This is a genomic window from Amycolatopsis sp. NPDC004368 (assembly GCF_053602515.1).
On the sequence record NZ_JBSGDT010000038.1, the window covers coordinates 26,958 to 52,263 of the forward strand.

Sequence of the window (25,306 nt, forward strand, 5' to 3'; positions counted from 1 at the left end):
AAACCGCGGAGAGTACCAATCGATGACCGATTAGTGCACGTTGAGTTAATTGCAGGTTCTCAGGCTTTTCTCAGGGTCGAACACACACCGAAGGCCGCTGAGCGGTACATCACCCAGCGGCCTTCGGAGCGGGAAACATCAGCCCTTGCGCTTGTTGACGGCCTCCGTCAGCTGCGGCGCGACGTTGAACAGGTCGCCCACGATGCCGAAGTCGGCGATCTCGAAGATGGGCGCCTCGGCGTCCTTGTTGACGGCGATGATCGTCTTCGACGTCTGCATGCCGGCGCGGTGCTGAATGGCACCCGAGATGCCGAGCGCGATGTACAGCTGCGGCGAAACCGTCTTGCCGGTCTGGCCCACCTGGAACTGCGCCGGGTAGTAGCCGGAGTCGACGGCCGCTCGCGAAGCGCCGACGGCCGCGCCCAGCGAGTCGGCCAGCTTCTCGACGACGTCGAACTTCTCCGCCGAACCGACACCACGGCCACCCGAGACGACGATCGACGCCTCGGTGAGCTCCGGCCGGTCACCACCGACGATCGGCTCGATGCCGGTGATCTTCGCCGACTTCGCCGCGTCCTGCGCCGGAATCTCGACCGACTCCTCGGCCGCGGCACCCTCGGCGGCCTCGGCCTCGACGGCACCCGGACGCACCGAGATCACCGGCGTGCCCTTGGCAGCCTTGGACTTCACGGAGAACGCGCCGCCGAAGATGGACTGGTCCACCGAACCGTCGGCGTTCACGCCCACCGCGTCGTACAGCAGACCGGAACCGAGGCGGACGGCCACGCGCGCGGCCACCTCCTTGCCCTCGGCACCGGCGGCGACGAGCACAGCCGCGGGCGAAGCCTGCTCCGCGAGCTTCGTCAGCACGTCGACCTTCGGGGTCACCAGGTAACCCGTGGCGTCGTCACCCTCGGCGACGTACACCTTGGCGGCGCCGTGCCCGGCGAGCGCGTCCTTGGCCTTGGCCGCGGTGCCCGTAGGCCCCACGACGACGGCCGAGGGCTCACCCAGCGCGCGGGCGGCGGTCAGCAGCTCGAGCGTGACCTTCTTGACATCACCGTCGACGTGGTCGACGAGGACGAGTACTTCAGCCATTTTTCGTGATCCTCCTCGAAACCGTGTCTCAGATGAGCTTCTGCGCGACCAGGTACTCGGCGACCTTCGTGCCGCCGTCACCCTCGTCCTCGACCTTCTCGCCCGCGGTGCGCGGCGGCTTCGGCGAGGACTCGAGCACGGTGGACCACGCGTTGGCGAGGCCGACCTCGCCCGCGTCGATGCCGAGGTCGGCGACGGTCAGCGTCTCGACCGGCTTCTTCTTGGCGGCCATGATGCCCTTGAACGACGGGTAGCGCGGCTCATTGATCTTCTCGCCGACGCTCACCAGCGCGGGCAGGTTCGCTTCGAGGTGAGTGATGCCGTCCTCGGTCTCGCGGTCAGCCTTCACACTGGAGCCCTCGACGGTCAGCTGACGCACGTAGGTCAGCTGCGGCAGGCCCAGCAGCTCGGCGACGATCGCCGGCACGGCGGCGCCGCGACCGTCGGACGCTTCGTTGCCGGCGATGACCAGGTCGTAGCCCTCGACCTTGCCGATCGCGGCGGCCAGCACCTTGGCGGTGGCGATGGCGTCGGAGCCGTGCAGCGACTCGTCGGAGACGTGGATGGCCTTGTCGGCGCCCATGGACAGCGCCTTGCGGATGGCGTCGGTGGCGCGGTCGGGGCCGACGGAGATCACGGTGACCTCGCCCTCTCCCGCTTCTTTGATCTTCAGCGCCTCTTCGACGGCCTTCTCGTTGATCTCGTCGAGCACGGCGTCTGCGGATTCGCGGTCAAGCGTGTTGTCGGCACCGGAGAGCTTCCGCTCCGAGTAGGTGTCCGGTACCTGCTTGACCAGGACAACGATGTTCGTCATGGGTCTTCTTCGACCTCCCGGTTGGGGCCGGCTCTCGGCCGCGGGACAGTGCTCTACTGGCCGGTAGATTAGGGCCATTCCGGCGACGCGACCCGCCGAGGTGACGGCATTCACCTGGATGAGCAATTTTCTGAGACCATCGTCCCGGTAGCCTGCCGGTTAACCCGTCCAGCACACCGCTCGCCCGATCGGACCAACGGTGGGCTACTGGCAGTAGGCCGACAGGCGTTAACCTCCCCCACCATGCCCGCGCACATCGCCGTAGTCACGGACTCGACCTCGTGCCTGCCCGACAAACTCGCCGCCCGCTGGGGCATCGGCGTGGTGCAGGTCCAGCTGCACGTCAGGGATCAGACGGACGACGAACACCGGTTCGACCGCAACGAGCTCATCGCCGCCATGAAGTCCGGTCACAGCGTCACGACCTCGCCGCCCGATCCGGGTGCGTTCTTCTGGACGTACCAGGACGCCGCCGCACGAGGGGCGTCCGCCATCGTCAGCCTGCACCTCTCCGGTCGTCTCTCGGAGACGGTCCAGTCGGCACGCGAGGCGGCACAACAGGTCCGCATCCCCGTGCACATCATCGACAGCGGCACAGTCAGCATGAGTCTCGGCTTCGCGGCGGTGTCGGCCGCACGCGTCGCCGGCGCCGGGGGCCAGCTCGCACGCGTGCTCGAAGCCGCCGAGCGCCGGGTGCGAGGCGCCACCGAGCTGATCTACGTGGACACGCTCGAATACCTCCGGCGCACGGGACGGGTCGGAGCCGCCCAGTCGCTGGTGGGTACGGCGTTCTCGATCAAGCCGTTGCTCACTGTCCGTAATGGTGAGGTGTCGCCGCTGGCTCGGGTGCCGGGCACGAAACGCGCCATGAACCGGCTGGTGGACCTTGCGGTGAAGACCGCGGGTGACCAGCGCGTGGACATCGCCGTGACGCGCTTCGGCGCCGACGAAACCGAGGTCGTCCGCCGGCTGAGGGACCGGATTCCCCAGATCGACGACGTCGTGATCGGCGACGCGAGCACGGTGATCGGCGCGCACGTCGGCCCGGGCGCGCTGAGCATCACGGTGTCGCCGACCTGACCTCCTCCCGGCGGCTCGGCGTGAACAGCACGACGAGCGGGACCGCGACGGTCAGCGCGAGCGTCGTCAGGATCAGTACCCGGTCGATCGTCGCGAAGTGGCCGGCGTGCCCGAGGTGATAGGCGAAGTGCGGCACGGCGAACAGCAGTGCCGCCACCGCCGCCAGCCGCGCGACGGCTGTGGTGCCGATCACGGCGGCGCCGATCAACGTCGCCGCCAGCGCGAGGTTGAGAGCGCCGAAGTCGCGGATGAGGTGTTCGTCGAAGGCTCCGTCCATGCTGACCCAGCCGTGGCGGAAGCCGGGAAAGTCCTGGTAGAAGCCCATGGGTGACAGCAGTGGCCACAGCCCGGTCGCCGCCGTGGCGACGCCGAGCAGCACCAGCAGTACGCGCGTGAAGGTCCGTTGCATGGGGCTGGAACGAGCCGGCGAACGGGAACGTGACACGCGCTAGGGTCGCGCAGGTGACCAACGCAGCCACCCGGGCCGAGGCACTTCACCTCACCGGCGAACGGACCGTCCCCGGCGTCCCCGAGGAGAATTACTGGTTCCGTCGCCACGAGGCCGCCTACGTCGCCCTGCTCCCCCACTGCGCCGGCGCGACGGTGCTGGAGGCGGGCTGCGGCGAGGGTTACGGCGCGGGGCTGATCGCGACGACGGCGCGGCGCGTGCTGGCGCTGGACTACGACGTGCCGACCACCGAACACGTCGCCCGGCGTTATCCCGACGTCGCGGTGGCCCGGGCGAACCTCGCGTATTTGCCGTTGAGCGGCGCATCCGTGGACGTGGTCGCGAACTTCCAGGTCATCGAGCACCTGTGGGACCAGAACGGGTTCCTCACCGAGTGCTTCCGCGTGCTGCGTCCGGGCGGGAAGCTACTGGTCACGACCCCGAACCGGCTGACGTTCACGCCGGATTCCGACACGCCGCTCAACCCGTACCACACGCGGGAGCTGACACCGTCCGAACTGGACGGTCTGCTGCGCGCGGCCGGGTTCGCCGTCGAATCGCTGCACGGGCTGCACCACGGCGACGGCCTGCGGGAGCTCGAACGCACGTATGGCGGCTCGATCATCGACGCGCAGCTCGACGTGGTGCTGGGTTCGCTGCCTGGGCAGGCCGTGTGGCCGGCGAGGTTGCGCGCCGACGTCGCGGCCATCCGGGCGGAAGACTTCTCGGTCCGCGATGACGACCTGGACGCGAGCCTCGATCTGGTCGCGGTGGCGGTGCGCCCGTGACCTCTTCCGAAGGCACCTTCTGCCTCGTCCTGCACAGCCACCTGCCCTGGTTGCCGCACCACGGCAGCTGGCCCGTCGGCGAGGAATGGCTCTACCAGGCGTGGGCGCATTCGTACCTGCCGGTCGTCGACCTTTTGCAGCGTTTCGCCGCTGAGGGGCGACGCGATGTGCTCACGCTCGGCATGACGCCCGTGCTCGCGGCGCAGCTCGACGACCCGTACGCCATCCGCGCGTGCCACGACTGGCTCGGCCACTGGCAGCTGCGCGCGCAGCACGCGTCGACGCTGTGGGGCGGCGACCCGCTGCTGCGCGACCTGGCCGCGGCCGAGCACCGCGCCGCCGTGCGCGCGACCGAGGAGCTGGAGACGCGCTGGCGCCACGGGTTCTCGCCGGTCCTGCGGTCGCTTGTGGACAGTGACACGATCGAGCTGCTGGGGGGACCGCTCGCGCACCCGTTCCAGCCGCTGCTGGACGGAGACGTGCGCGCGTTCGCTTTGCGCGAAGGTCTAGCCGACACGCGGCTGCGCGTCGGGCGGCGGCCGGAGGGCATCTGGGCGCCCGAATGTGGCTACGAGCCCGGGATGGAGCAGGGGTACGCGGATGCGGGAGTGCGGCGTTTCCTGGTCGACGGACCGTCGCTGCACGGTGACACGTCGGCCGCGCGCACCGTCGGCTCGTCGGATGTCGTGTGTTTCGGGCGCGATCTCGAGGTGACGTACCGCGTCTGGTCGCCGAAGGCCGGCTACCCCGGCCACGCGGCGTACCGCGATTTCCACACCTGGGCGCACGAAGTGGGGTTGAAGGCTTCGCGCGTCACCGGCAAGCAGGTGCCGCCGCACGAGAAGGCGCCTTACGACCCGGCGCTGGCGGCCGGCGTGCTGGGTGACCACGTGAAGGATTTCGTGGACACGGTCGTCGCGCGACTGCGTTCGCTGAGGGCGCAACAGGGGCGGGAGTCGCTCGTGGTCGCGGCGTACGACACCGAGCTGTTCGGGCACTGGTGGCACGAGGGTCCCGCGTGGCTCGAAGGAATTCTGCGCGCGTTGCCCGAGGCGGGCGTGCGGGTGACGACGCTGCAAGGCGCGCTGGAGGCCGGCCACCTGGGGGCGCCGATCGACCTGCCGGCGTCGTCGTGGGGGTCGGGCAAGGACTGGCGCGTGTGGGACGGCGAGCAGGTGGCCGACATGGTCCAGGACAACACCGCACTGCAGAAACGCTTGCTGGACCTCGTTTCCGGGCACTTCGGGGAGCACGGGGGGACCGCTCGTGACACCGTGGCCGACCAGGCCGTGGCGGAGGCGATGCTCGCGCTGTCGAGCGACTGGGCGTTCATGGTCACGAAGGACTCCGCCGCCGACTACGCGCGCCGGCGCGCCCGCACGCACGCCTCGCGTTTCGACGAGCTCGCCGGGCTGCTGCGCGCCGGCGACCGTGCCCGCGCGCACGAACTCGCGGCGGAGTACCGCCGCGCCGACGGACCGTTCGGACAGCTGGACGCACGACAGCTGCTGGCACCGCACAAGTGAAAGGGACACCGAGGAATGAGCATTCGCGACATCCCGCTGAAGACGCTCTCGGGTGAGGACACCACCCTGGGCGCGCTCGGCGGCAAGGCGCTGCTGGTGGTCAACGTCGCCTCGAAGTGCGGCCTGACCCCGCAGTACACCGGCCTGGAGCGGCTGCAGGAACGCTACGGCGACAAGGGTTTCTCCGTCGTCGGGTTCCCGTGCAACCAGTTCGCCGGCCAGGAGCCCGGCACGGCCGACGAGATCCAGACGTTCTGCTCCACCACCTACGGCGTCACCTTCCCGCTGTTCGAGAAGCTCGAGGTGAACGGCGGGGGCCGTCACGCGCTGTACTCCACGCTCACCCAGACCGCCGACGCCGAGGGTGAAGCGGGTGACGTGCAGTGGAACTTCGAGAAGTTCCTCGTCAACGCCGATGGTGACGTCGTGGGCCGGTTCCGTCCGCGGACCGAGCCCGAGGACGACGCCGTGGTGAAGGCGATCGAGGCCGCGCTGCCTGCCTGAGTTTCTGAACGGCGACGGGGCGGGGACTCACGGGTCCTCGCCCCGTCGCCGTTCAGTGGCAACGGCGTTCTAGCTGGGGGTTTGCGGTTCCTCGGTGGGCTCGGGGACGGTTTCGACGGTCGGAAACGACCCCTGGGCGATCACCGCGCGATTGCGGAGCGCTGCGGTTTCGGCGTCCAGCTTGGTCACTCGGCGGTCGTAGGTGAGCAGCCCGTTGACTTCGTTTTCCACGTCCGTGGTCTGGGTGTAGACCGCCCCGGACAAGCCCAGTTCGCCGATCAGGGACTCCAGCCGGGTGCTGATCTCCGAGTAACGGTGCGTGAGCTGGTCGGCGTCAGCGGTCATCTCGTACGCGTTGGGCGGGCCGGGCCAGCGGTGGTCGTCGAGGACGAGCCCGAGGCCGCCGTACTCCCCGTCGACCAGCGCCCGGTGGTCCTGCACCCGCGGCGCACCAGGACCGACGTACGTGTGGTCGTCGTAGATGTCGCCGGCGCCGACGTCGGGACGCGAAAAACAGCAGTTGACGCCGCTGTTGGCCGCGACGAGGCGAGTCGGGTCGAGTTCCTTGACGAGGTCGGCGATCCGCGCCGTGTCGAACTCGCCCCACCCCTCGTTGAAGGGCACCCACGCGATGATCGACGGCACGTTTCGCAGCTGCCGCACCATTTCCCGCAGCTCTGCCTCGAAGCGCTCCTTGCCCTCGGGTACCGGGTCCGGCGCCGGCCCGGGCGGCCCGTCGAACGACACCACCAGCGACGGCATGTCCTGCCACACGAGCAGCCCCAGCCGGTCGGCCCAGTGGTACCAGCGCGCGGGCTCGACCTTCACGTGTTTGCGGACGAAGTTGAACCCGAGCTCCTTCGTCTTCTCGAGGTCGAACCGCAGGGCGTCGTCGGAGGGCGCGGTGTAGCCGCCGTCGGGCCAATAGCCCTGGTCGAGTGGACCGTGGAGGAAGGTGATTCGGCCGTTGAGGGCGATGCGGGAGCGGCCGGCGGAATCCGGAAGAAGCGTCACCGTACGCAGTCCGCCGTAGCTCGAGACCTCGTCGAGGACGTCGCCGTGGTGGTCCGACAGGCGCACGGTGAGGTCGTAGAGCCAGGGGTCGTCGGGAGTCCACCAGTGGGGCTCGGGGATGTCCGCCCGCAGCCGCGTGCCAACGGCCCCGCGGACGCTGACGACTTCGTCGCCGCTGGGTGGCGAAACGCTGAGCTCGACTTGAGAACCGCCTGTGACCTGGAGAAACACCGCAAATCCCGCGAGGTCCGGCGTGATCTCCAGGTTGTCGATGCGCGCGGCGGGCACCGGTTCGAGCCACACCGTCTGCCAGATCCCGGACGTCGGGGTGTAGCAGATGCCGCCCGGTGCGTTGCGCTGTTTTCCGAGCGGGAACGGCGAAATGTCAGTCCGGTCCTCCGCGCGAACGGTCAGTTCTTGCGGTCCCGACGCACGCAGCGCGTCCGTCACGTCCGCGGAGAACGCCGTGTACCCACCCTCATGGGTGACTACGAGCTGGTTGTTCACCCAGACCTTCGCCGTCTGGTCGACCGCACCGAAATGCAGCAGCACGCGGTCGCCGCGCCAGTCGTCCGGGATCTCGAACAGCCGGCGGTACCAGAGCACCTCGTCGCGCCGGTTGATTCCGGAGAGCGCCGATTCCGGTGCGAACGGGACCATGATGCGCTCGCTGTAGCCGACCGGCCGTGGTTCCTCCGGCGACGACGGCCACCCCGCGTAGTCCCAGACGCCGTTGAGGTTCAGCCACCGCGGCCGCACGAGCTGCGGTCTCGGATATTCGGGGAGCGCGGCGCCGGCGCCGACGAGGTCGGTCCACGGCGTCGTCAGGGGCGGGTCCGCGCGCTGCCACTCGGGCTGGCTGGAAGTCATCACCTTCGATGGTGACAGAGATCAGCGGCCGCGACAGCCGGGCGCCCAGGCGATATTGACTGGCGAGTAACCTCTGCCCATGCGCGTGCTGATGCTGTCGTGGGAGTACCCGCCCGTGGTCATCGGCGGGCTCGCCCGGCACGTGCACGCGCTGGCCCGGCACCTCGTCCGGCAGGGTCACGACGTCGTCGTCCTCTGCCGCCACCAGGCCGGCACCGACGCGTCGACGCACCCGCGCAGCGACCGCCCGATCGACGGCGTGCGGCTGATCCGCGTGGCCGAAGACCCGATGCACCTGACGTTCGAGCGCGACCTCGTCGCCTGGACGCTCGCCATGGGCCACGCCATGATCCGCGCCGCGCAGGACCTGTTGCGCACGTGGCAGCCTGACGTCGTCCACGCGCACGACTGGCTCGTGACCCATCCCGCCATCGCCATCGCCGAGGCCGCGCGCGTGCCACTGGTCGGAACCGTCCACGCGACCGAGGCCGGCCGTCACTCCGGGTGGCTTTCGCACCCGCTCAACCAGCAGGTTCACTCGGTCGAGTGGTGGCTAGCCAACCGCGCGGACGCCGTGATCACGTGCTCGCAGGCCATGCGCAAGGAAGTGGCGCACCTGTTCGAGATCGAGGCCGCCGACGTCACGGTGATCCATAACGGCATCGAGGAACGCAGCTGGCGCGTCTCGGCGGCCGAGGTGGCGAAGATGCGCGAACGCCACAGCCCCGACGGCGCGCCGTTCCTGCTGTTCTTCGGCCGGCTGGAGTGGGAGAAGGGCGTGCAGGATCTGCTCGCCGCGCTTCCCCGCATCCGCCGGCAGTTCCCGGGCACGCGCGTGGTCGTCGCCGGTAAGGGGCGACACCACGACGAGCTGGTCGCGCAGGCTCGCAAGCTGCGGATTCGCCGGGCGGTGGACTTCGTCGGCCACCTGCCCGACCGTGACCTGCGCGCATTGCTGGCCGCGGCCGATGCCGTGGTGCTGCCGAGCCGGTATGAGCCGTTCGGCATCGTCGCCTTGGAGGCCGCGGCCGCGAAGGCGCCGCTGGTCGCTTCGACGGCCGGCGGTCTGGGCGAAGTGGTCGTCGACGGGGAAACAGGCCTGGCGTTCGAACCGGGCGACGTCGCGGGCCTGGCCACGGCGGTCACCGCCGTCCTGGGCGACGCCGCCGCCGCGACCCGGCGCGCACGAGCGGCCCAGTCGCGCCTCGCGGCCGACTTCGACTGGGGACGCATCGCCGAGGCGACCGCGGAGGTCTACGGGCGCGCACGCATGGGCGAACCGGTCGAGCTGGGACGCCCGAAAATCGCGACGGGCAACGCGTTCGAACTCTGAGTGGGACCGCCGTCAGAAGTGGCCGGGCCGGACGCACGCTGGGTGCGTCTGTGGGAGCGCCGAAACCCCCGGTACAGCGTTGAAACCAGGGCGAAAACTGCGGGCAAGGCAGTGGCGACGGCTCCGGATCGGCTGGTCACGACGGCGCCCAGAGGATTCGGTGGGTTGCCCGAAGCATCCGTCGGGCGCCGAGCGCGAAACAATGGGGGAAGCAGTAGGCAGGGCTACCTGAACGCGGTGGTTGACGGGTTCGTCCGGCGTCGCCGCGGGAATGCGGGACGCATGGTGTCGCCGTTCATCGACCACAGCTCCGGGCGGGTTCCGGCCGCCGGCACGAGCCTTGATGTGACGCGCGCCGTTCGCCGAGTTCTGACCTACGGATTGTTCAACGATCCTTCGCGTGGTCGGAAAGCGGCTACGAGGTGGTCACGGTGAGGACGCTGTTCCACGACCGAATCGACGCCGGACGCCAACTCGGCCGGGTGCTGGCCCGGCAGTCCTGGGTCGAGCCCGTCGTGCTCGGCCTGCCCCGTGGTGGCGTGCCGGTGGCCGCGGAGGTCGCCCGTGCGCTCAAGGCTCCACTGGATGTCGTGGTCGCCCGGAAGATCGGGGCCCCCGGACGGCGGGAGTTCGGCGTCGGCGCGGTGACGGCGGAAGGGCCGCCCTACTACTCGGCGCCGGCGTTGCGCGCGTTCGGGCTCACGCCCGAGGTGATGGCGCCGGCGTGCGCTCGCGAGCGGGCCGAGGCGCGTCGCCGTTTGGTGGCCTATCGCGACGGGCGCCCGGAGATCGCGGTGGCCGGCCACGACGTGCTCGTGATCGACGACGGGCTGGCCACCGGCGTCACCGCCACGGCCGCCGTGCGCAGCCTTCGCGAGGCGCGCAGCGTGGTGCTCGCCGTGCCGGTGTGCGCGCCCGACGCGATCGCAGAGTTCGAAGGTGAGGTGGACCAGTTCATCGCCGTCGCCGCTCCGAGGCGATTCGAGGCCGTGGGGCGCTGGTACACCGACTTCACGCAGGTTCCGGACGCGACCGTGGTGCGGCTCCTCGGGAAGGAATGAACGGGACCTTCATCCCACCCTCCACAACGGACGGTGACGAGAGCCGCCATCATGCGCGCTGGTCGGTGAAAATCTCTGGCGCGTCAGGGGTTCTTCGCGCAAGGTAGGCCTGAGTCGTCACTCCGGGCGATGAGCCGACGTCGGCAACGAAGGAGACACCCGATCATGGACGTCTGGTTCACCGCCGACACCCACTTCGACCACCAGCTCGTGGCCGGCCTGCGCGGGTTCGAAACACCGGCCGAGCACGACGCGTTCGTCGTCGAGAGGTGGAACGCCACCGTCCGGCCGGACGACCAGGTGTGGCACCTGGGTGACGTCGGCATGGGCCGGCTGGCCCGGTTCGCCGACACGCTGCGGCAGCTCAACGGCGAAATCCACCTGATCACCGGCAATCACGACGAGCCGTGGCCCGGGCTGCGCCAGGCGTACCGGCGCCAGCGCGCGTGGCTGGAGCATTTCGCCACGGTGCAAGCGTTTGCGCGTCGGCGGATCGAGCGCCAGAACGTGCTGCTGAGCCACTTCCCGTACGAAGGCGACCACGTCGGCGAAGACCGTGGGTCGCAGTACCGCCTGCCGGACGAGGGGTTGTGGCTGCTGCACGGTCACGTCCACAGCGCTTGGCGGAAGCGCGGCCGGCAGTTGAACGTCGGGATGGACGTCAACGACCTACGTCCGTTGCACCTCGACGCGGTGGCTGCCGAGCTGGCGAGCTAGGCGTGTCCGGCGTTCAAGTGGGCGAGGGGCGTACTCCGGTCACACGCGACCCGTCAGGATCGTTACGCGGACCGGTTCCCGGAACGGCGCGTGGGGCTCGATCGCTGTGCGGAGGCGATTTTCGAAGGCCGGCCGTTCGCCGCTGGATGGCAACTCGTCCTCACCCATCGCCGAGTAGAGGCCACCGATGATCTCCTCGGCGGTGAGGTCGCCGGCGTAGTCGACGGTGCGGAGGGCGACGTCGTAGCCGGCGGTCGCGAGGGCGGCGCGGTAGCGGTCCTGGTCGGCTTCGGCGGTTCCGCAGGTGGCGGTAAAGGCGTGACCGTACCAATCGGACAGCACACCGAGCAGTGCGCGCGACCAGGCGCTGTCCTGCAGCCACAGCGGCGAACCGTTGGTGACCACGGCGATGCCGCCGCCCGGACGGAGCATCGGCTTCACGGCGGCGAACAACGTCGCGTGGTCCATCCAGTGCAGCGCCTGCCCGATGGTGACGGCGGCGAGCCCACCGATCAGGGAATTCAGCGCTGTGACGTCGGTGTCGCCGCCCAGGAGCCACGAGGCGTTGGTCACGCCGGCGTCGGCCGCGGCGCGGCGGGCGCGCGTGAGCATGTCGGGTGAGGGGTCCATGCCCGCGACGGCCCGGACGCGCGCTGCCATCGGCACGGCGAGCTGCCCGGTGCCGCAGCCGAGGTCGAGGACCACGTCGTCCTCGCCCAGGGCGAACTCGGCGGCGATCGCGTCGAACGCCGCGCCGGGGTAGCCGCGACGGTATCGGTGGTAGAACTCCGTGACTTCTCCGCTGAATCCCAGGCTCATGCCTGGATCCTGACGCCACGTCGGGGGGAAATCACGCGCGTTCGCTCACGGCCGAGAGCTCAGAAGATCGGGAACTCCCTGCCGTATTCGGCTTCCGGGCGCTTGCCGAAGATCCACCGTTCGCTTTCGGCGATCGGGCGGTCGTTGATGCTCGCCTCGCGACGAAGCATGAGGCCTTCGTCGCTGAATTCCCACAGCTCGTTGCCGTAGCTGCGGAACCACTGGCCATCGGCGTTGTGCGACTCGTACTGGAAACGCACGGCGATGCGATTGCCGTCGTAGCTCCACAGCTCCTTGCGCAGCGCGTAGTCGAGCTCGCGCTCCCACTTCTGCGTCAGGAACTTGACAATCGCGGGCCGGCCGACGACGTATTGGTCACGGTTTCGCCACACGGAGTCCTCGGTGTAGGCGAGCGAGACCTTCTCGGGGTCGCGGGTGTTCCAGGCGTCCTCGGCGGCCTGGACTTTCTGGCGGGCGGTGTTCTCATCGAACGGCGGGAACGGTGGGCGCGGTGCCATGGGCTCCTCCACGAAGTCATTGGAGAACGCTCGTTCTCCGCGTGTCGGCTAGCATAGAGAACGTTGATTCTCCACACCAGAGGGACCTGACGTGAACACCGTGGAAGCCACCGAACGGCTACTCGAGGCAGCCGAGGACCTGTTTTACGCCCAGGGCGTGCAATCTGTGGGCATGGACGCCGTGCGCAGCCGGTCGGGCGTGTCACTCAAGCGGCTCTACCAGGTGTTCCCTTCCAAGGACGAGCTCGTGGCCGCCTACCTGAACACCCGCGACGAGCGTTGGCGCCGGTCGCTGCGCGAGTTCGTCGCCGCGAGGGGGGACGATCCGCTGGCCGTGTTCGACTGGTTGCACGAGTGGTTCAGCGAGCCCGGCTTCCGGGGCTGCGCGTTCGTGAACTCGTTCGGCGAGTTCGGCACGCTTGCTCCCGGCGTGGCCGCGGCCATCCACAACCACAAGGACGAGGTGCGCGCGTACCTGCGCCGCCTCGTCGCCGACGAAGATCTAGCCGACCAGCTCTTCTCACTCGTGGAGGGTGCCACTGTGCTGGCCGCCATCAAGGGCGACCCCGGCGAGGCCCACACGGCCCGGGCTGCCGCGGCGACGCTACTGGCTGCGCGCCGCTGATCCCGGGCTTGGCCTGGTGTTGTCGGCGGCGGGTTTGTTGTTGCCACTGGGCGGCGACGACCAGGTCGAGGGGCAGATCCGCTGCCTGATCGGCGTCGAGGTTCCCGCCGTTCCCCCGCGATTCGCGGGCGGCGAATCCGGCTCACCGGTCGCCGGTGTTGCCGCGAGAAATGGTCGTCGAACGGCAAGTAGGCAGAGATCCTCGGAGTCACTCGCTGAGGGCCTGGTCACGTAAAACACGGCTGCCCGGCCGCATTCCGCGGCGCCCGATGCCACTTGCCGGCGAACAGAGCAACGCAAGGCATGGCCGTCTGACGGACAGATTCGCAGAACACCAGACGTCACTCACCAACCGCCGAGTCACCCGAGGCACGGTTCTCCAGCCGCATCCACAGGTGCACCCGATGCCACTCGCCGGCGAACCGAGTCACGCGAGGCACAGCCGTCCAAAGGCAAATTCGCAGACCGCCCGACATCACTTACCAACCGCCGAGTCATCCAAGGCGCGGCCCTGCAGCCGCAATCCGCAGAAGCGCTCGATGCCAGTCGCCGACGACCAAGTCACCCGACGCGCAGCCGTCCGAGGGCAAATCCGCCGAAGCATCACTTGCCGGCTGCCGAGTCAACCAAGGCATGGCCGTTCAGCGGCGAGTACGCAGAGGCGCCCCGCCCGACGTCACTCACCGGCAGCCGACTCAAGGCAGCGCAGGCCGGCCGTCCACCGCAACTTCGCCGAGTCCCCGATGCCATCCGCTGACGACCGGGTCACTCAAACACAGCCGCCAGATCCGCAGGAGGGCTCACCTCGCTCGCTGACAGAGCCGGCCGCCGACGTTCAGTGGCAACAGCGTCGGCCCACCCGGCACCAAAAACCCCGCCCACCAGCGGATAGCCGTTGGACGGCAACACGCAAAAACCCCGGGTCCGGTGGCGGGGAGCCTCCGCCACCGGACCCGTCTCGCCGCACCGTCCCAAATGCGGTGCGGGGAAACCGGCCGCCCCCGGTCAGGTCGGGGGCGGCCGGAGTGTGGTCACCGCGCGTCGCACAGGTGGCGGGCGTAGGCGCTCGTCGTGAGGAAGCTCGGGAGCTTCTCGCCGAGGGCCGTCTCGGTGAAGATGGCGCGGGCGTCGTCGAGGCGGTGGCCCGCGGGCGATTCGGCGCGGATCGACGAGAACTCGTCGGCCAGGAACTCCTCCGCGAGCTCGCGGGTGAGGGCCGTGCCGTCGGCGAACTTCGTGCCGTTGCGGATCCACTGCCAGACCTGGCAGCGCGCGATCTCGGCCGTCGCGGCGTCTTCCATGAGGTCGTGGATCGCGGCGGCGCCGGTGCCGCGCAGCCAGGAGTCGATGTAGCGCAGGGCGACGTTGATGTTCGCCCGGACACCGGCCTCCGTCACTTCGCCGCCGGCGGACGCGACGTCGAGCAGGTCGGCGGCGCTGACGTCGACGTCCTCACGCAGCCGGCCGAGCTGGTTGGGCCAGCCGCCCAGCGCGCTGTCGAAGACCTCGCGGCAGACGGGCACCAGGCCGGGGTGCGCGACCCACGAGCCGTCGAACCCGTCGCCCGCCTCGCGTTCCTTGTCCTGGCGGACCTTCCGCAGCGCATTGTCGTTGACCTCGGGGTCCTTGCTCGGGATGAACGCCGCCATGCCGCCGATCGCGTGGGCGCCGCGGCGGTGACACGTGCGCACCAGCAGCTCGGTGTAGGCGCGCATGAACGGGACCGTCATCGTGACCTGCGCACGGTCCGGCAGCACGAAATCCGCGCCGTGCTCGGAGAAGTTCTTGATGACGCTGAAGATGTAGTCCCAGCGGCCCGCGTTGAGGCCGGCGGCGTGCTCGCGCAGCTCGAAGAGGATTTCTTCCATCTCGAACGCCGCGGTGATCGTCTCGATCAGCACCGTCGCCCGGACCGTGCCGCGCGGGATGCCGAGTTCGTTCTGCGCGAACAGGAAAACGTCGTTCCACAGCCGTGCCTCGAGGTGGTTCTCCAGCTTCGGCAGGTAGAAGTACGGGCCGCTGCCGCGGGCGATCAGCTGGCGCGCGTTGTGGAAGAAGTACAGCCCGAAGTCGACCAGGCTCGCCGACAGGGGGCGGCCGTCGATGCGGATGTGCTTCTCCACCAGGTGCCAGCCGCGCGGGCGGGCCACGATCGTCGCGGGGTCGTCACCGATCGTGTAGCGCTTGCCCGACTCGGTGGTGAAGTCGATGTCGCGGCGAATGGCGTCGAACAGGTTCAGCTGGCCGTCGACGATGTTGCGCCACGTCGGCGAAGTCGCGTCCTCGAAGTCCGCGAGCCAGACCTTCGCGCCGGAGTTCAGCGCGTTGACGGTCATCTTGCGGTCGGTGGGGCCCGTGATCTCCACACGACGGTCCTCGAGCCCGGGTGCCGGCGGCGCGATGCGCCAGCTGTCGTCGGCGCGGATGCGGCGCGTCTCGGGCAGGAAGTCCAGCTGCTCCTCCCCCGACTGCACGCGTTCACGACGACGGCGGCGCTCGTCGAGCAGCTCGCGGCGGCGTCCGGCGAAGGCGTTGTCGAGCTTGGCCACGAACTCCAGCGCGGCCGGGGTCAGGATCTCGGCGAACCGGTCCCCGGCGGGACCGGTGATTTCGATGCGGTAGTTCAGCTTGTCGGCCATCTCGTACCTCCGCGAGGGAAAGAATGGGCGCGGGCCGGCGACCGGGTCACCGGCCCGCGGGGAACGTCAGTGGAACTGGTCTTCTTCGGTCGAGCCCTTGAGCGCCGTGGTCGAGCTCTCCGGGTTCAGGGCCGTGGACACCAGGTCGAAGAAACCGGTGCCGACCTCGCGCTGGTGCTTGGTGGCGGTGTAGCCGCGCTCCTCGGAGGCGAACTCGCGCTCCTGCAGGCCGACGTAGGCGGTCATGCCCTCACGGGCGTAACCGTGGGCCAGGTCGAACATCGAGTAGTTCAGCGCGTGGAAGCCGGCGAGGGTGATGAACTGGAACTTGTAGCCCATGGCACCGAGCTCGCGCTGGAACCGCGCGATGGTGTCGTCGTCCAGGTGCTTCTTCCAGTTGAACGACGGCGAGCAGTTGTAGGCCAGCATCTGGTCCGGGTACTCGGCCTTGATCGCCTCGGCGTACTTGCGGGCGACCTCGAGGTCCGGCGTGGACGTCTCCATCCACAGCAGATCGGCGTACTGCGCGTAGGCCAGACCGCGGTCGATGCAGGGCTCGATGCCGTTGTTGACCTCGTAGAAGCCCTCGGCCGTGCGACCGCCGGTCAGGTACTTCTGGTCACGCTCGTCGACGTCGCTGGTGAGCAGCGTCGCAGCCTGCGCGTCGGTGCGGGCGACGACGAGGGTCGGCACGTTGAGCACGTCCGCGGCGAGGCGGGCGGCGTTGAGGGTGCGCTCGTGCTGCTTCGTCGGGATCAGCACCTTGCCGCCGAGGTGACCACACTTCTTCTCGGACGCGAGCTGGTCCTCCCAGTGCACACCCGCGGCACCGGCGGCGATCATGCCCTTCATCAGCTCGAACGCGTTCAGCGGGCCACCGAAGCCGGCCTCGGCGTCGGCGACGATCGGCGCGAACCAGTCGATAACATCGCTGCCGGTGTTGGCGCTGTTGAATTTTTCAGCCCAGTTGATCTGGTCGGCGCGGCCCAGCGCGTTGTTGATGCGGCGGACGACGGCCGGGACCGAGTTGGCCGGGTAAAGGCTCTGGTCCGGGTAGGTCTGGCCGGCGAGGTTGGCGTCGGCCGCGACCTGCCAGCCGGACAGGTAGATCGCCTTCAGGCCGGCGCGGACCTGCTGCACGGCTTGGTTGCCGGTGAGGGCACCCAGCGAGTGGACGTAGTCCTCGGTGTGCAGGAGCTCCCACAGCCGCTCCGCGCCGCGGCGGGCCAGCGTGTGCTCCTCGACGACCGAACCGCGAAGCTTCACCACGTCGGCGGCGGAGTAGGTCCGCTGGACGCCCGCCCAGCGGGGGTCGGTCTTCCACTGCTCGGCCAGCTCGGCCGCCGCCTGGTCGAGCTGCTTGGCCTGCTCGGTCATCGGACTCTCCCGTGTTGCGAAGTTTGCGATTGCTCGCCTTGCCTGGTTACGACCCTGACACGAGCACGAAAAAGCAGTCCATAGCTCCAATTTGCCAATTTGTGCGAAGAATGCGTAGCATCTTGCAAAGCTTGCAAATCCTTGATTGGCAAGTGAAGCGAAAAATCACGGCCTTGATCGTTCACGTAATCGTTCAGGGCCGGAAACCTTCCGGCCGATCGGAGGAGCGATGGACAAAACTTTCGCCGGGGCGCGGCTCCGGCATCTGCGCGAGAGCCGGTCGATGAGCCAGGCGGACCTCGCTCGTGTGCTCGAGATCTCACCCAGCTACCTGAATCAGATCGAGCACAACTCCCGGCCGTTGACGGTGCCGGTGCTGCTGCGGATCACGCAGGCGTTCGGCGTCGACACGGAGTTCTTCGCCAACAACGACACGTCTCGCCTGGTCGCGGATGTGAAGGAGGCGTTGCTCGACGAGGTCATCGGCGTCGAGGTGACCACGAGCGAGCTCAACGAGCTGGCTTCCAACTTGCCGTCCATCGCCCAGGCACTGGTGAAGCTGCACCGCAGCTACCGCAACGCCGTGGAAAGCACAGTGGCCCTGACCACGGAAAACGGCCTCGGACTGCACGGAAGCGCCGCCGCGCCGTTGCCGCACGAGGAGGTGCGCGACTTCTTCTACGAGCGGGAGAACTACGTCGCCGAGCTCGACGAGCGCGCGGAACGCATGGCCGCGGAGATTCCCCTGCGCCGCGGGACGGCCCTCACCGCGTTGAAGGATCGCCTCTGGCAGCGCTACGGCGTGGAGGTCACGAGCGAGGGACTGAACGAAGCCGCAGGTCAGCAGCACCGTTACGAGCCGGCGACACGCGTGCTCCGGCTCGCGCCGAGCCTGCGCGTGGGGCAACAGGCGTTCCGGATGGCCTCGCAGATCGCGCTGCTCGAGTACGACGACCTGATCACCGAGCTGGCCGACGCACGGGCCTTTTCGGGGCCGGCCGCGCGGACGCTGGCGCGCGTCGGCCTGGCGAACTACTTCGCGGGCGCGCTCATCCTGCCGTATGGCCCATTTCTGGCGACGGCTGAGAAGTTCCGTTACGACGTCGAGCGGCTGTGCGACCACTTCGGCGTCGGTTTCGAGACTGTGTGTCACCGGCTTTCGACGCTTCAGCGGCCGAAGCAGCGCGGCATCCCGTTCTCGTTCGTGCGGGTGGACCGGGCGGGGAACATGTCGAAACGCCAGTCCGCCGCGGGGTTCCACTTCTCGCGTGTGGGTGGGGCGTGTCCGTTGTGGAACATCTATGAGGCGTTCGCTTCGCCGGGCAAGATCCTCACTCAGATCGCGGCCCTGCCGGACGGCAAGCGCTACTTCTGGATCGCGCGCACGGTCTCGCGCAACATCGGTGGCTTCGGCAGCCCGGGCAAGACGTTCACCGTCGGCCTCGGCTGCGAGCTGCGCCACGCGGGCCGGCTCGTCTACTCCACCGGCCTCGACCTGGACGAACCTGCCGCGGCGACGCCGATCGGCATGGGCTGCAAAGTCTGTGAACGCCCGGCGTGCACCCAGCGCGCGTTCCCGGCGATCGGCAAGCCGTTGACGGTCGACGAGAACACCAGCACGTTCGTGCCGTACCCGGCGGTGCCGAAGGGGTCATGAGCCGCGGCGGCCCTGCCGGGTCCGTCCGGAGCTTGCCCCGACCGCGCGAGTTCGGCCGTTCTCATCACATTCGGTGACGGCCGACCGCACGCTGCCACCCGCACCGCCTCGAGCGTCGCGATGAGCGGGAAGTACATTCAACGATCGTGCAACGGATCGATACCGTCAGTGCCCAGATGGTGGAACAGGCCGCTGAGCGGCTCACGGGTGTGGTCACCCGGACGCCGCTCGAGCCGAACGCCCGGCTGTCGTCCCGGCTGGACGCGCGGGTGTGGCTCAAGCGGGAGGACCAGCAGACGGTCCGCTCGTACAAGATCCGCGGCGCGTACAACTTCATCATCCAGCTCGACGAGGCCACGCGCTCGCGCGGCGTCGTGTGCGCGAGCGCCGGCAACCACGCGCAGGGGGTCGCCTATGCGTGTCGCCGTTTGGGGGCGAATGGCCGCGTGTACGTGCCCGGCACCACGCCGCGGCAGAAGCGCGAACGCATCGCGGCACTGGGTGGCGCGCACATCGAGGTGATCGTCGTCGGCGAGACGTACGAAGACGCCTTCGCCGCCGCCAACGACGACGCCAAGCGCACCGGCGCCACGCTCGTCCCGGCGTTCGACGACCCCCGTACCGTCGCCGGTCAGGGCACGGTGGCGCTGGAGGTCGTGGACCAGCTCGGCTTCGTGCCCGACGTGCTCGTGGTCCCGGTCGGCGGCGGTGGCCTGCTGGCCGGCGTCGCGACATGGGTGCACGAGCGGCACCCGGAAATCCGCGTCGTGGGCGTCGAGCCCGAGGGCGCGATGTGCATGGCCGCCGCGGTCAAGGCCGGCGAGCCGGTGCGGATCGACGCGGTCGACCCGTTCGTCGACGGCGCCGCGGTGCGCGAGGCGGGCGCCGTGACCTACCCGCTCGTGCGCGACAGCGGCGCGGAGCTCACGCACGTCCCCGAGGGGGCCGTGTGCACCGAAATGCTGGCGATGTACCAGTCCGATGGCGTGATCGCCGAGCCCGCGGGCGCCCTGGCCTCAGCGGCGCTGGGGACGACGGTGCTCGTCGAGCCCGGGCAGACGGTGGTCGCGATCGTGTCGGGCGGCAACAACGACGTCAGCCGCTACAGCGAGATCCTCGAGCGCTCCCTGATGCACGAGGGCCTGCGCCACTACTTCCTCATCAACTTTCCCCAGGAGCCCGGCGCGTTGCGGCGGTTCCTCGACGAGATCCTCGGGCCGGAAGACGACGTCACCCGTTTCGAGTACGTCAAGCGCAACAACCGCGAGCTCGGGCCGGCGCTGATCGGCATCGAGATCCCCCGGCCGGCGGAGCTGCCGGGGCTGCTCACGCGGCTCGAGGCGAGCCCCTTGAAGGTGGAGCGGGTTGAGCCGGGGAGCCCGTTGTTCCACTTCTTGCTCTGACGTTTCTACTGGTCAGAGCCATTCGCCACTGAGTGGCGACGGAATTCAAGCCAGTTCGGCGCTGCCCTCACGGTAGATCTTGGCGGAGGCGATGCGGCCGTCGCGGAGGTCGTAGAAGCCCGCGATCGGGAACGCGCGCTCCTCGCCGCCGTGCGTCAGCCGCTCGGTCAGCTGGGCGGCCACGCGGTCGCCGTCGGTGAGAACGGCGTCGATCGTCAGCGTCGGCAGGAGCCGGGTCATGGCGCCGCTGAAGAGCTCGGTCAGCTCGGCACGCCCACGGGCGACCGTGGTGCCCGTGATCCAGACGGCGTCATCGGTGAAGCCGGCGAGCAGAGCGTCGAGGTCGCGGGTGTTGAACGCGGCCACGTGACGCCGCAGGAGCTCGCACATGAAACGAGGTCATCCGCGGCGTCACGTGGTTTCGCCTCTCAGCGGCTACGCGTTCGGTGCCGGAATCGGTTCGCCGGGGCAGGATTGGGTGGTCGTGTTGCCGGTGTCGAAGAACGTCACGGCCGCGGCGGCGCAGGGCAGGCCGGACAGGGAGCCGTGGGCGTCGTCCTCGATGGTCATGAGGGAACCGCCGATTTGCCGCTGCATGGCGAGGGCCCAGCCGATCGGCGTGACCGGCTCGAACGCGTGGCCGACGAGCTGCAACGGGCTCTTGCCTGCGGTGAATTGCCACTGCGTCGCGGGCACGGGCCAGCCGACGCACATCTGTTCGTAGACGCCGAAGGAGCCGGCGACCGGGTTGGCCTTGATGCGGTCGAGGCGGTCCTGCCAGACCGTGTCGAAGTCGCGTGGGCTGGGTGATTCGTTGCAGAGCAGTGCGTTCTGCTGGAAGAAGTTGCCACCGGTCCGTTCGGTGTCCCAGCCGAAGCCGGTTTTCGGTGACGTGCCGGCCTGCGTGGCCGGGGCGCCGCCGCCGCGGATGGCCGCGAGCTGGCCGGCGGCTTCGGTCCACTGCCGACGGGGGTAGGCGAAGAACTGGTTGACGGTTTCGCCGTTCAGCGGCGAACCGTCGGGGCCGGTGCGCGGATGGGCGGTGAGGTCGGCGCGCAGGTCCAGCAATGCCTTCTCGACCTGGGGTTCGACGGTGCCGAAGTGGTAGACGGAGTCGTAGCGCGCGAGCCACGCGGCGAACTCGCGGAACGTGTTCTCCCCCGCGGCGGCCTGGTCGTCGTCCATCGTCTTTACGCTCAGCTGCGGCGGCATGACGGAGTCGAGCAGCATCTTGTCGACGTGGTTGTCGAAGAGCGTGCGGTATTCGGCGCCGAGGGCGGTGCCCCACGATACGCCGTAGTAGCCGATCTTCTGCTCACCCAGCGCTTCGCGGATGCGGTCGACGTCGCGGGCGATGTTGGGCGTGGTGAACGACTTCACGAGCGCCGGGTCCTTCGCGAAGCACGCCTGGTTGGCCGCGGCCTTGTGCTCCGCGAGGAACCGCGCCTGGTCCTTTTCGGACGACGACGGATCGGGCTGGGCGTCGTCCTCGTCGCACTGGAGGCCGGCGCTGTAGTCGACACCGCGAGGGTCGAACCCGATGAGGTCGTGGTGTTCCAGCAGCCCGGACGCCTTGCTTTCGGCCATGGTGAGCGGCATTTTCATGCCGGACTGGCCAGGGCCGCCGGGGTTGAAGACGATCGCGCCGGTGCGTGCGCCCGTCGCGCGGATCCGGCTGACGGCGATGTCGATCGTGCGACCGGCGGGGTCGGCGTAGTCGAGCGGCACGGTCACGAGTGCGCACTCGGTGCGCTGGTCGTCGGCGTCCCAGCCCTTCGCGATGGACACGCAGGGTTTCCAGTCCAGCCCTTGCGCGGAGGCGAGCGACGGCACGAACGGGACCATCGCGACGGCCGCGACAACCGGGACGAATAAACGGAACTTCGGCATGCCGATGATCATCGAGCCCACGCGGGAGGACCAGGATCAGCCGATCGGCTGATGTGCGTCACCAATCAGCCGGAATCAGTCCGCAGTGGACTGTCGCGCGTCAGGAACCCGACAAGCCGACGAACATCGTCCGGTGCAGATCCCCGACGTGGGCGCGGGTCATGATCGCCGCCTCGTCCGGGTTCCGGTCGGCGATCGCGTGCATGATCACCTCGTGCTCCCGGTTCGACGCACGCAGCGCCGACATCCGGTACGGCAAGTAGAAGCGGTATAGCTCCCGCAGCACCAGCTCGTACTGCTTCACGGCCGCCGCCGGTGCGCCCGAGGCGGCCACCGCGAGGTGGAACTCCGCGTCGAGCTCGTGGAACTCGGCCCACCCGGCGGCTTCGTCCATCCGGCGGACGAGGTCCTGCAGCCGCTCGACGTCCTCGTCGGTTCGCCGCGTCGCGACGAGCTGAACGAGGCCCGCCTCGATCACCAGCCGGTGGTCGATCAGGTCGTGGACTTCCTCCGACGACTCGCGGTACGCGTTCACCGCGCCGACCCGGCCCCCCGGCGCGTCGGTCGCCACGTGGGTGCCGCCAGTGCGACCGCGGCGGCGCACGAGCACGCCGTCTTCGCACAACGACACCAGCGCCCGGCGCACGGTGATGTCACCGACGCCCAGGGCGCGCGCGATTTCGTCGTTGGGCGGCAACCGCTCCCCTGGGGTCAACAACCCCAGCTCGATCGCGAGGGCGATGCGGGCCCGCACGGTGTCGAGCGCGGACAGGCGCCGGATGCCCGTCAGCGCGGGCGAACCCAGGTCGGCAGCCATGCGGAGACCATACCCAACAAAACATCTCAAAGTGAACACTATTGTTTAACTGAGCAAGATGGACTATTTTTCGGCGCATGCCCCGCCCCTTGCCGATCGCGCTGGCGCAGCTGCCACCGCGGCCGTACACCGACCCCGTCACGACGTTCGCGGACCAGGTCGGCGCCGTGCTGGCCGAGCACCCCGGAACGCGGCTCGTGGCGTTTCCCGAACTGCACCTCTGCGGTGTCGAAGGGACCACCGACGAACGCACCGAGCAGCTCAACGCCGCCGCCCAGCCCCTCGACGGACGACGGACCCGCGAGCTGGCCCAGCTGGCCGGCGACCTCGGCGTGTGGCTTTCGCCGGGCAGCGTCTGCGAACGCGGCGAGCGCGGCGAACTGTTCAACACCGCCCTCGTGTTCTCTCCCGATGGCGAGCTGGCCGGCAGCTACCGCAAGGTGTTCCCGTGGCGTCCTTATGAGCCGTATGACCCGGGTGACCGTTTTGTGGTCGCCGAACTCGAAGACGTCGGCAGGCTCGGGTTCTCGATCTGCTACGACGCTTGGTTTCCCGAGGTCACCCGCCACCTCGCTTGGCTCGGTGCGGAACTCGTGCTCAACCCGGTGCAGACCACCACGTCCGACCGCGCGCAGGAGCTCGTGCTCGCACGAGCCAACGCGATCACCAACCAGGTTTTCGTCGCGAGCGTGAATGCGGCCGGCCCCGTCGGGGTAGGAGACAGCATCCTGGTCGGCCCGGAGGGCACCGTGCTCGGCGAGCTGCCGGGTGCCGCGTCCGGGGTGCTCGCGAAGACGATCGACCTGGACGAGGTCGCGCGCGTCCGTCGCGAAGGGACTGCCGGCGTCAACCGGATGTGGGATCAGTTCACACCGGGTGACAAACCGCTGGAACTCCCCCTGTACGGGGGCCGCATCGAGCCGGACCGGTGGCGTCCGCGAGGAGAAGGAGCCCGATGAGCACCACGAAGGTGGCACCCGGAGCGCAGCTCGAACGTCGGCTGGGCTTGCCCGGCGTCGTCCTTTTCGGACTCGCGTACATGGCGCCGCTGATCGTGCTGGGCACGTTCGGCATCGTGGCGACGACGACCGAAGGCACGGCGGCGTCGGCGTACGTCGTGGCGCTGGTCGCGATGCTCTTCACCGCGGCGAGCTACGGCAAGATGGCCGCGACGCACCCCGTCGCCGGCTCGGCTTACACCTACGTGCGCAAGGCCATCGACTCGCGGCTCGGCTTCCTGGTCGGCTGGGCCGTGCTGCTCGACTACTTCTTCCTGCCGATGGTGATCTGGCTGATCGGCGGCGCGTACCTGTCGGCGCAGTTCCCGGGGGTGCCGAGCTGGCTGTGGCTGATCGCGTTCATCGTGCTGACGACCCTGCTCAACGTGCTCGGCATCAAGATCGCGGAGAAGGCCAACTTCATCCTCATGGCCTTCCAGGTGCTGGTAATCGTCTTCTTCGTGGTCCTTTCGCTCAAGCAGGTGCTCACCGATGGCCACTCGGTGGCGAGCGCAGATCCGTTTTTCCACGCGGGCACCACTTTCGGCGCGATCTCGGGAGGCGCCGCGGTGGCGACGTACTCCTTCCTGGGCTTCGACGCCGTGACGACGTTGACCGAGGAAGCCATCGAGCCGAAGCGGACGATTCCGCGCGCGATCCTGCTGACGGCCCTGATCGGCGGCGGCGTGTTCATCGTGCTCGCGTACGTGACGCAGCTCGTGCACCCGGGCTTCACGTTCGTCGACGAGTCGTCGGCCGCGTTCGAGATCGCGCGGCACATCGGCGGCGCGTTGTTCGGGGCGTTTTTCCTGGCCGGCTTGGTGGTGGCGCAGTTCGCGTCGGGCATCGCCGCCCAGGCCAGCGCGTCGCGGCTGATGTTCGCGATGGGCCGGGACGGGGTGCTGCCGCGGATTTTCGGGCGGTTGCAGCCGAAGCTGAACACGCCGACGTTCGCGATCGTGCTGACCGGCGTGGTCGGGCTGATCGCGCTGGCGCTGGACGTGACCACGTCGACGTCGTTCATCAACTTCGGCGCGTTCACAGCCTTCACCATGGTCAACGTGAGCGTGATCGCGACGTGGATCCGCACGCGACGCACGACTTCGCGCAACGTGCTGACCTGGCTGGTCGCTCCGGTGATCGGCGCGCTGGTGGATCTGTGGCTGCTCGTGCACCTCGACGGGCTCGCGCTGACGTTCGGCCTGGTGTGGCTGGGGATCGGGATCGTGTATCTCGTCGTGTTGACGCGGGGGTTCCGGCGGCCGCCGCCGGAGATGTCGTTCGAGGAGTGAGGGATGCGCCGCTGGATG

23 protein-coding genes are annotated in these 25,306 nt (G+C 69.0%); 12 read left to right on the plus strand and 11 right to left on the minus strand.

Annotation, left to right across the window (positions count from 1 at the left end):
* Positions 1-138 precede the first annotated feature (138 nt).
* Both ACWEOE_RS35070 and ACWEOE_RS35075 read right to left on the minus strand, forming a co-directional pair.
* Positions 139-1,098: an electron transfer flavoprotein subunit alpha/FixB family protein gene (locus tag ACWEOE_RS35070; RefSeq protein ID WP_452016888.1), complete on the minus strand. Its 960-nt coding sequence runs from the start codon at positions 1,096-1,098 to the stop codon at positions 139-141.
* A 28-nt stretch (positions 1,099-1,126) separates the two neighbouring features.
* Entirely contained in the window at positions 1,127-1,912 is a 786-nt protein-coding gene (locus ACWEOE_RS35075) for an electron transfer flavoprotein subunit beta/FixA family protein (RefSeq protein ID WP_452016890.1), read from the minus strand.
* A gap of 243 nt (positions 1,913-2,155) precedes the next feature.
* Between ACWEOE_RS35075 and ACWEOE_RS35080 the strand changes: the two genes are divergently transcribed.
* Complete coding sequence (locus tag ACWEOE_RS35080) at positions 2,156-2,992, plus strand: DegV family protein (RefSeq protein ID WP_452016892.1); 837 nt, start codon at positions 2,156-2,158, stop codon at positions 2,990-2,992.
* Here the strand turns inward: ACWEOE_RS35080 and ACWEOE_RS35085 are convergent.
* Complete coding sequence (locus ACWEOE_RS35085; protein WP_452016894.1) at positions 2,973-3,401, minus strand: hypothetical protein; 429 nt, start codon at positions 3,399-3,401, stop codon at positions 2,973-2,975. The genes ACWEOE_RS35080 and ACWEOE_RS35085 overlap by 20 nt on opposite strands.
* A gap of 53 nt (positions 3,402-3,454) precedes the next feature.
* Between ACWEOE_RS35085 and ACWEOE_RS35090 the strand changes: the two genes are divergently transcribed.
* The 3 genes from ACWEOE_RS35090 to ACWEOE_RS35100 are packed head-to-tail and all read left to right on the plus strand — an operon-like array spanning position 3,455 to position 6,258.
* Positions 3,455-4,228, plus strand: a complete 774-nt coding sequence (locus ACWEOE_RS35090; RefSeq protein WP_452016896.1) for a methyltransferase domain-containing protein — start codon at positions 3,455-3,457, stop codon at positions 4,226-4,228.
* The gene (locus ACWEOE_RS35095) at positions 4,225-5,754 is read left to right on the plus strand and encodes a 1,4-alpha-glucan branching protein domain-containing protein (protein WP_452016898.1); all 1,530 of its coding nucleotides are present in this window, start codon (positions 4,225-4,227) and stop codon (positions 5,752-5,754) included. The genes ACWEOE_RS35090 and ACWEOE_RS35095 overlap by 4 nt, the downstream gene beginning before the upstream one ends.
* A gap of 15 nt (positions 5,755-5,769) precedes the next feature.
* Positions 5,770-6,258, plus strand: coding sequence for a glutathione peroxidase (locus ACWEOE_RS35100; RefSeq protein ID WP_452016900.1), 489 nt, complete (start codon positions 5,770-5,772; stop codon positions 6,256-6,258).
* A gap of 69 nt (positions 6,259-6,327) precedes the next feature.
* Here the strand turns inward: ACWEOE_RS35100 and ACWEOE_RS35105 are convergent, their stop codons facing one another.
* Entirely contained in the window at positions 6,328-8,142 is a 1,815-nt protein-coding gene (locus ACWEOE_RS35105) for a glycoside hydrolase family 2 protein (RefSeq protein WP_452016902.1), read from the minus strand.
* A 79-nt stretch (positions 8,143-8,221) separates the two neighbouring features.
* On the opposite strand from ACWEOE_RS35105, the gene ACWEOE_RS35110 reads away from it, so the two are divergent.
* From ACWEOE_RS35110 to ACWEOE_RS35120, 3 genes are all read left to right on the plus strand, one after another.
* On the plus strand, positions 8,222-9,475 hold the full coding sequence (locus ACWEOE_RS35110) for a glycosyltransferase family 4 protein (RefSeq protein ID WP_452016904.1): 1,254 nt from the start codon (positions 8,222-8,224) through the stop codon (positions 9,473-9,475).
* A 431-nt stretch (positions 9,476-9,906) separates the two neighbouring features.
* Entirely contained in the window at positions 9,907-10,536 is a 630-nt protein-coding gene (locus ACWEOE_RS35115; RefSeq protein WP_452016906.1) for a phosphoribosyltransferase, read from the plus strand.
* 165 nt (positions 10,537-10,701) lie between these two features.
* Positions 10,702-11,253 (plus strand): metallophosphoesterase family protein, encoded by a 552-nt coding sequence (locus ACWEOE_RS35120; RefSeq protein ID WP_452016908.1) that lies wholly within the window; start codon positions 10,702-10,704, stop codon positions 11,251-11,253.
* A gap of 39 nt (positions 11,254-11,292) precedes the next feature.
* On the opposite strand, the gene ACWEOE_RS35125 is transcribed toward ACWEOE_RS35120, so the two are convergent.
* Positions 11,293-12,072 (minus strand): class I SAM-dependent methyltransferase, encoded by a 780-nt coding sequence (locus ACWEOE_RS35125; protein WP_452016910.1) that lies wholly within the window; start codon positions 12,070-12,072, stop codon positions 11,293-11,295.
* A gap of 59 nt (positions 12,073-12,131) precedes the next feature.
* Positions 12,132-12,590 (minus strand): nuclear transport factor 2 family protein, encoded by a 459-nt coding sequence (locus ACWEOE_RS35130; protein ID WP_452016912.1) that lies wholly within the window; start codon positions 12,588-12,590, stop codon positions 12,132-12,134.
* Positions 12,591-12,681: 91 nt separating this feature from the next.
* Here ACWEOE_RS35130 and ACWEOE_RS35135 point away from each other — a divergent pair, with 91 nt between their 5' ends.
* Positions 12,682-13,215, plus strand: a complete 534-nt coding sequence (locus tag ACWEOE_RS35135) for a TetR/AcrR family transcriptional regulator (RefSeq protein ID WP_452016914.1) — start codon at positions 12,682-12,684, stop codon at positions 13,213-13,215.
* A gap of 1,031 nt (positions 13,216-14,246) precedes the next feature.
* Here the strand turns inward: ACWEOE_RS35135 and aceB are convergent.
* Together aceB and aceA are read right to left on the minus strand one after the other, a co-directional pair.
* Positions 14,247-15,854 carry a malate synthase A gene (aceB, locus tag ACWEOE_RS35140; protein WP_452016916.1) on the minus strand — a complete coding sequence of 536 codons (1,608 nt, stop codon included), beginning with the start codon at positions 15,852-15,854 and terminating at the stop codon, positions 14,247-14,249.
* A gap of 66 nt (positions 15,855-15,920) precedes the next feature.
* A complete protein-coding gene (gene aceA, locus ACWEOE_RS35145; protein ID WP_452016918.1) occupies positions 15,921-17,231 on the minus strand; it encodes an isocitrate lyase in 1,311 nt (436 codons plus the stop codon).
* Positions 17,232-17,460: 229 nt separating this feature from the next.
* Here aceA and ACWEOE_RS35150 point away from each other — a divergent pair, with 229 nt between their 5' ends.
* Complete coding sequence (locus ACWEOE_RS35150; protein WP_452016920.1) at positions 17,461-18,888, plus strand: short-chain fatty acyl-CoA regulator family protein; 1,428 nt, start codon at positions 17,461-17,463, stop codon at positions 18,886-18,888.
* A gap of 146 nt (positions 18,889-19,034) precedes the next feature.
* Positions 19,035-20,291: a threonine ammonia-lyase IlvA gene (gene ilvA / locus ACWEOE_RS35155; protein WP_452016922.1), complete on the plus strand. Its 1,257-nt coding sequence runs from the start codon at positions 19,035-19,037 to the stop codon at positions 20,289-20,291.
* 45 nt (positions 20,292-20,336) lie between these two features.
* Here ilvA and ACWEOE_RS35160 read toward each other — a convergent pair whose 3' ends face one another.
* From ACWEOE_RS35160 to ACWEOE_RS35170, 3 genes are all read right to left on the minus strand, one after another.
* On the minus strand, positions 20,337-20,681 hold the full coding sequence (locus ACWEOE_RS35160; RefSeq protein WP_452016924.1) for a nuclear transport factor 2 family protein: 345 nt from the start codon (positions 20,679-20,681) through the stop codon (positions 20,337-20,339).
* A 45-nt stretch (positions 20,682-20,726) separates the two neighbouring features.
* Positions 20,727-22,181, minus strand: coding sequence for an alpha/beta fold hydrolase (locus ACWEOE_RS35165; RefSeq protein ID WP_452016926.1), 1,455 nt, complete (start codon positions 22,179-22,181; stop codon positions 20,727-20,729).
* Positions 22,182-22,281: 100 nt separating this feature from the next.
* Positions 22,282-22,998 (minus strand): FadR/GntR family transcriptional regulator, encoded by a 717-nt coding sequence (locus tag ACWEOE_RS35170; RefSeq protein WP_452016928.1) that lies wholly within the window; start codon positions 22,996-22,998, stop codon positions 22,282-22,284.
* A gap of 77 nt (positions 22,999-23,075) precedes the next feature.
* Here ACWEOE_RS35170 and ACWEOE_RS35175 point away from each other — a divergent pair, with 77 nt between their 5' ends.
* Positions 23,076-23,957 carry a carbon-nitrogen hydrolase family protein gene (locus ACWEOE_RS35175; protein ID WP_452016930.1) on the plus strand — a complete coding sequence of 294 codons (882 nt, stop codon included), beginning with the start codon at positions 23,076-23,078 and terminating at the stop codon, positions 23,955-23,957.
* Positions 23,954-25,288, plus strand: a complete 1,335-nt coding sequence (locus ACWEOE_RS35180) for an APC family permease (RefSeq protein WP_452016932.1) — start codon at positions 23,954-23,956, stop codon at positions 25,286-25,288. Before ACWEOE_RS35175 ends, ACWEOE_RS35180 begins: the two co-directional genes overlap by 4 nt.
* The last annotated feature ends 18 nt before the right edge of the window (positions 25,289-25,306 follow it).

Bases quoted from the DNA above. Each gene is read 5' to 3' on its own strand.
- ACWEOE_RS35070 (WP_452016888.1), bottom strand. From the start codon at position 1,098: ATGGCTGAAGTACTCGTCCTCGTCGACCACGTCGACGGTGATGTCAAG.
- ACWEOE_RS35075 (WP_452016890.1), bottom strand. From the start codon at position 1,912: ATGACGAACATCGTTGTCCTGGTCAAGCAGGTACCGGACACCTACTCG.
- ACWEOE_RS35080 (WP_452016892.1), top strand. From the start codon at position 2,156: ATGCCCGCGCACATCGCCGTAGTCACGGACTCGACCTCGTGCCTGCCC.
- ACWEOE_RS35085 (WP_452016894.1), bottom strand. From the start codon at position 3,401: ATGCAACGGACCTTCACGCGCGTACTGCTGGTGCTGCTCGGCGTCGCC.
- ACWEOE_RS35100 (WP_452016900.1), top strand. From the start codon at position 5,770: ATGAGCATTCGCGACATCCCGCTGAAGACGCTCTCGGGTGAGGACACC.
- ACWEOE_RS35105 (WP_452016902.1), bottom strand. From the start codon at position 8,142: ATGACTTCCAGCCAGCCCGAGTGGCAGCGCGCGGACCCGCCCCTGACG.
- ACWEOE_RS35110 (WP_452016904.1), top strand. From the start codon at position 8,222: ATGCGCGTGCTGATGCTGTCGTGGGAGTACCCGCCCGTGGTCATCGGC.
- ACWEOE_RS35120 (WP_452016908.1), top strand. From the start codon at position 10,702: ATGGACGTCTGGTTCACCGCCGACACCCACTTCGACCACCAGCTCGTG.
- ACWEOE_RS35125 (WP_452016910.1), bottom strand. From the start codon at position 12,072: ATGAGCCTGGGATTCAGCGGAGAAGTCACGGAGTTCTACCACCGATAC.
- ACWEOE_RS35130 (WP_452016912.1), bottom strand. From the start codon at position 12,590: ATGGCACCGCGCCCACCGTTCCCGCCGTTCGATGAGAACACCGCCCGC.
- aceB (WP_452016916.1), bottom strand. From the start codon at position 15,854: ATGGCCGACAAGCTGAACTACCGCATCGAAATCACCGGTCCCGCCGGG.
- aceA (WP_452016918.1), bottom strand. From the start codon at position 17,231: ATGACCGAGCAGGCCAAGCAGCTCGACCAGGCGGCGGCCGAGCTGGCC.
- ACWEOE_RS35150 (WP_452016920.1), top strand. From the start codon at position 17,461: ATGGACAAAACTTTCGCCGGGGCGCGGCTCCGGCATCTGCGCGAGAGC.
- ACWEOE_RS35160 (WP_452016924.1), bottom strand. From the start codon at position 20,681: ATGTGCGAGCTCCTGCGGCGTCACGTGGCCGCGTTCAACACCCGCGAC.
- ACWEOE_RS35165 (WP_452016926.1), bottom strand. From the start codon at position 22,181: ATGCCGAAGTTCCGTTTATTCGTCCCGGTTGTCGCGGCCGTCGCGATG.
- ACWEOE_RS35170 (WP_452016928.1), bottom strand. From the start codon at position 22,998: ATGGCTGCCGACCTGGGTTCGCCCGCGCTGACGGGCATCCGGCGCCTG.
- ACWEOE_RS35175 (WP_452016930.1), top strand. From the start codon at position 23,076: ATGCCCCGCCCCTTGCCGATCGCGCTGGCGCAGCTGCCACCGCGGCCG.
- ACWEOE_RS35180 (WP_452016932.1), top strand. From the start codon at position 23,954: ATGAGCACCACGAAGGTGGCACCCGGAGCGCAGCTCGAACGTCGGCTG.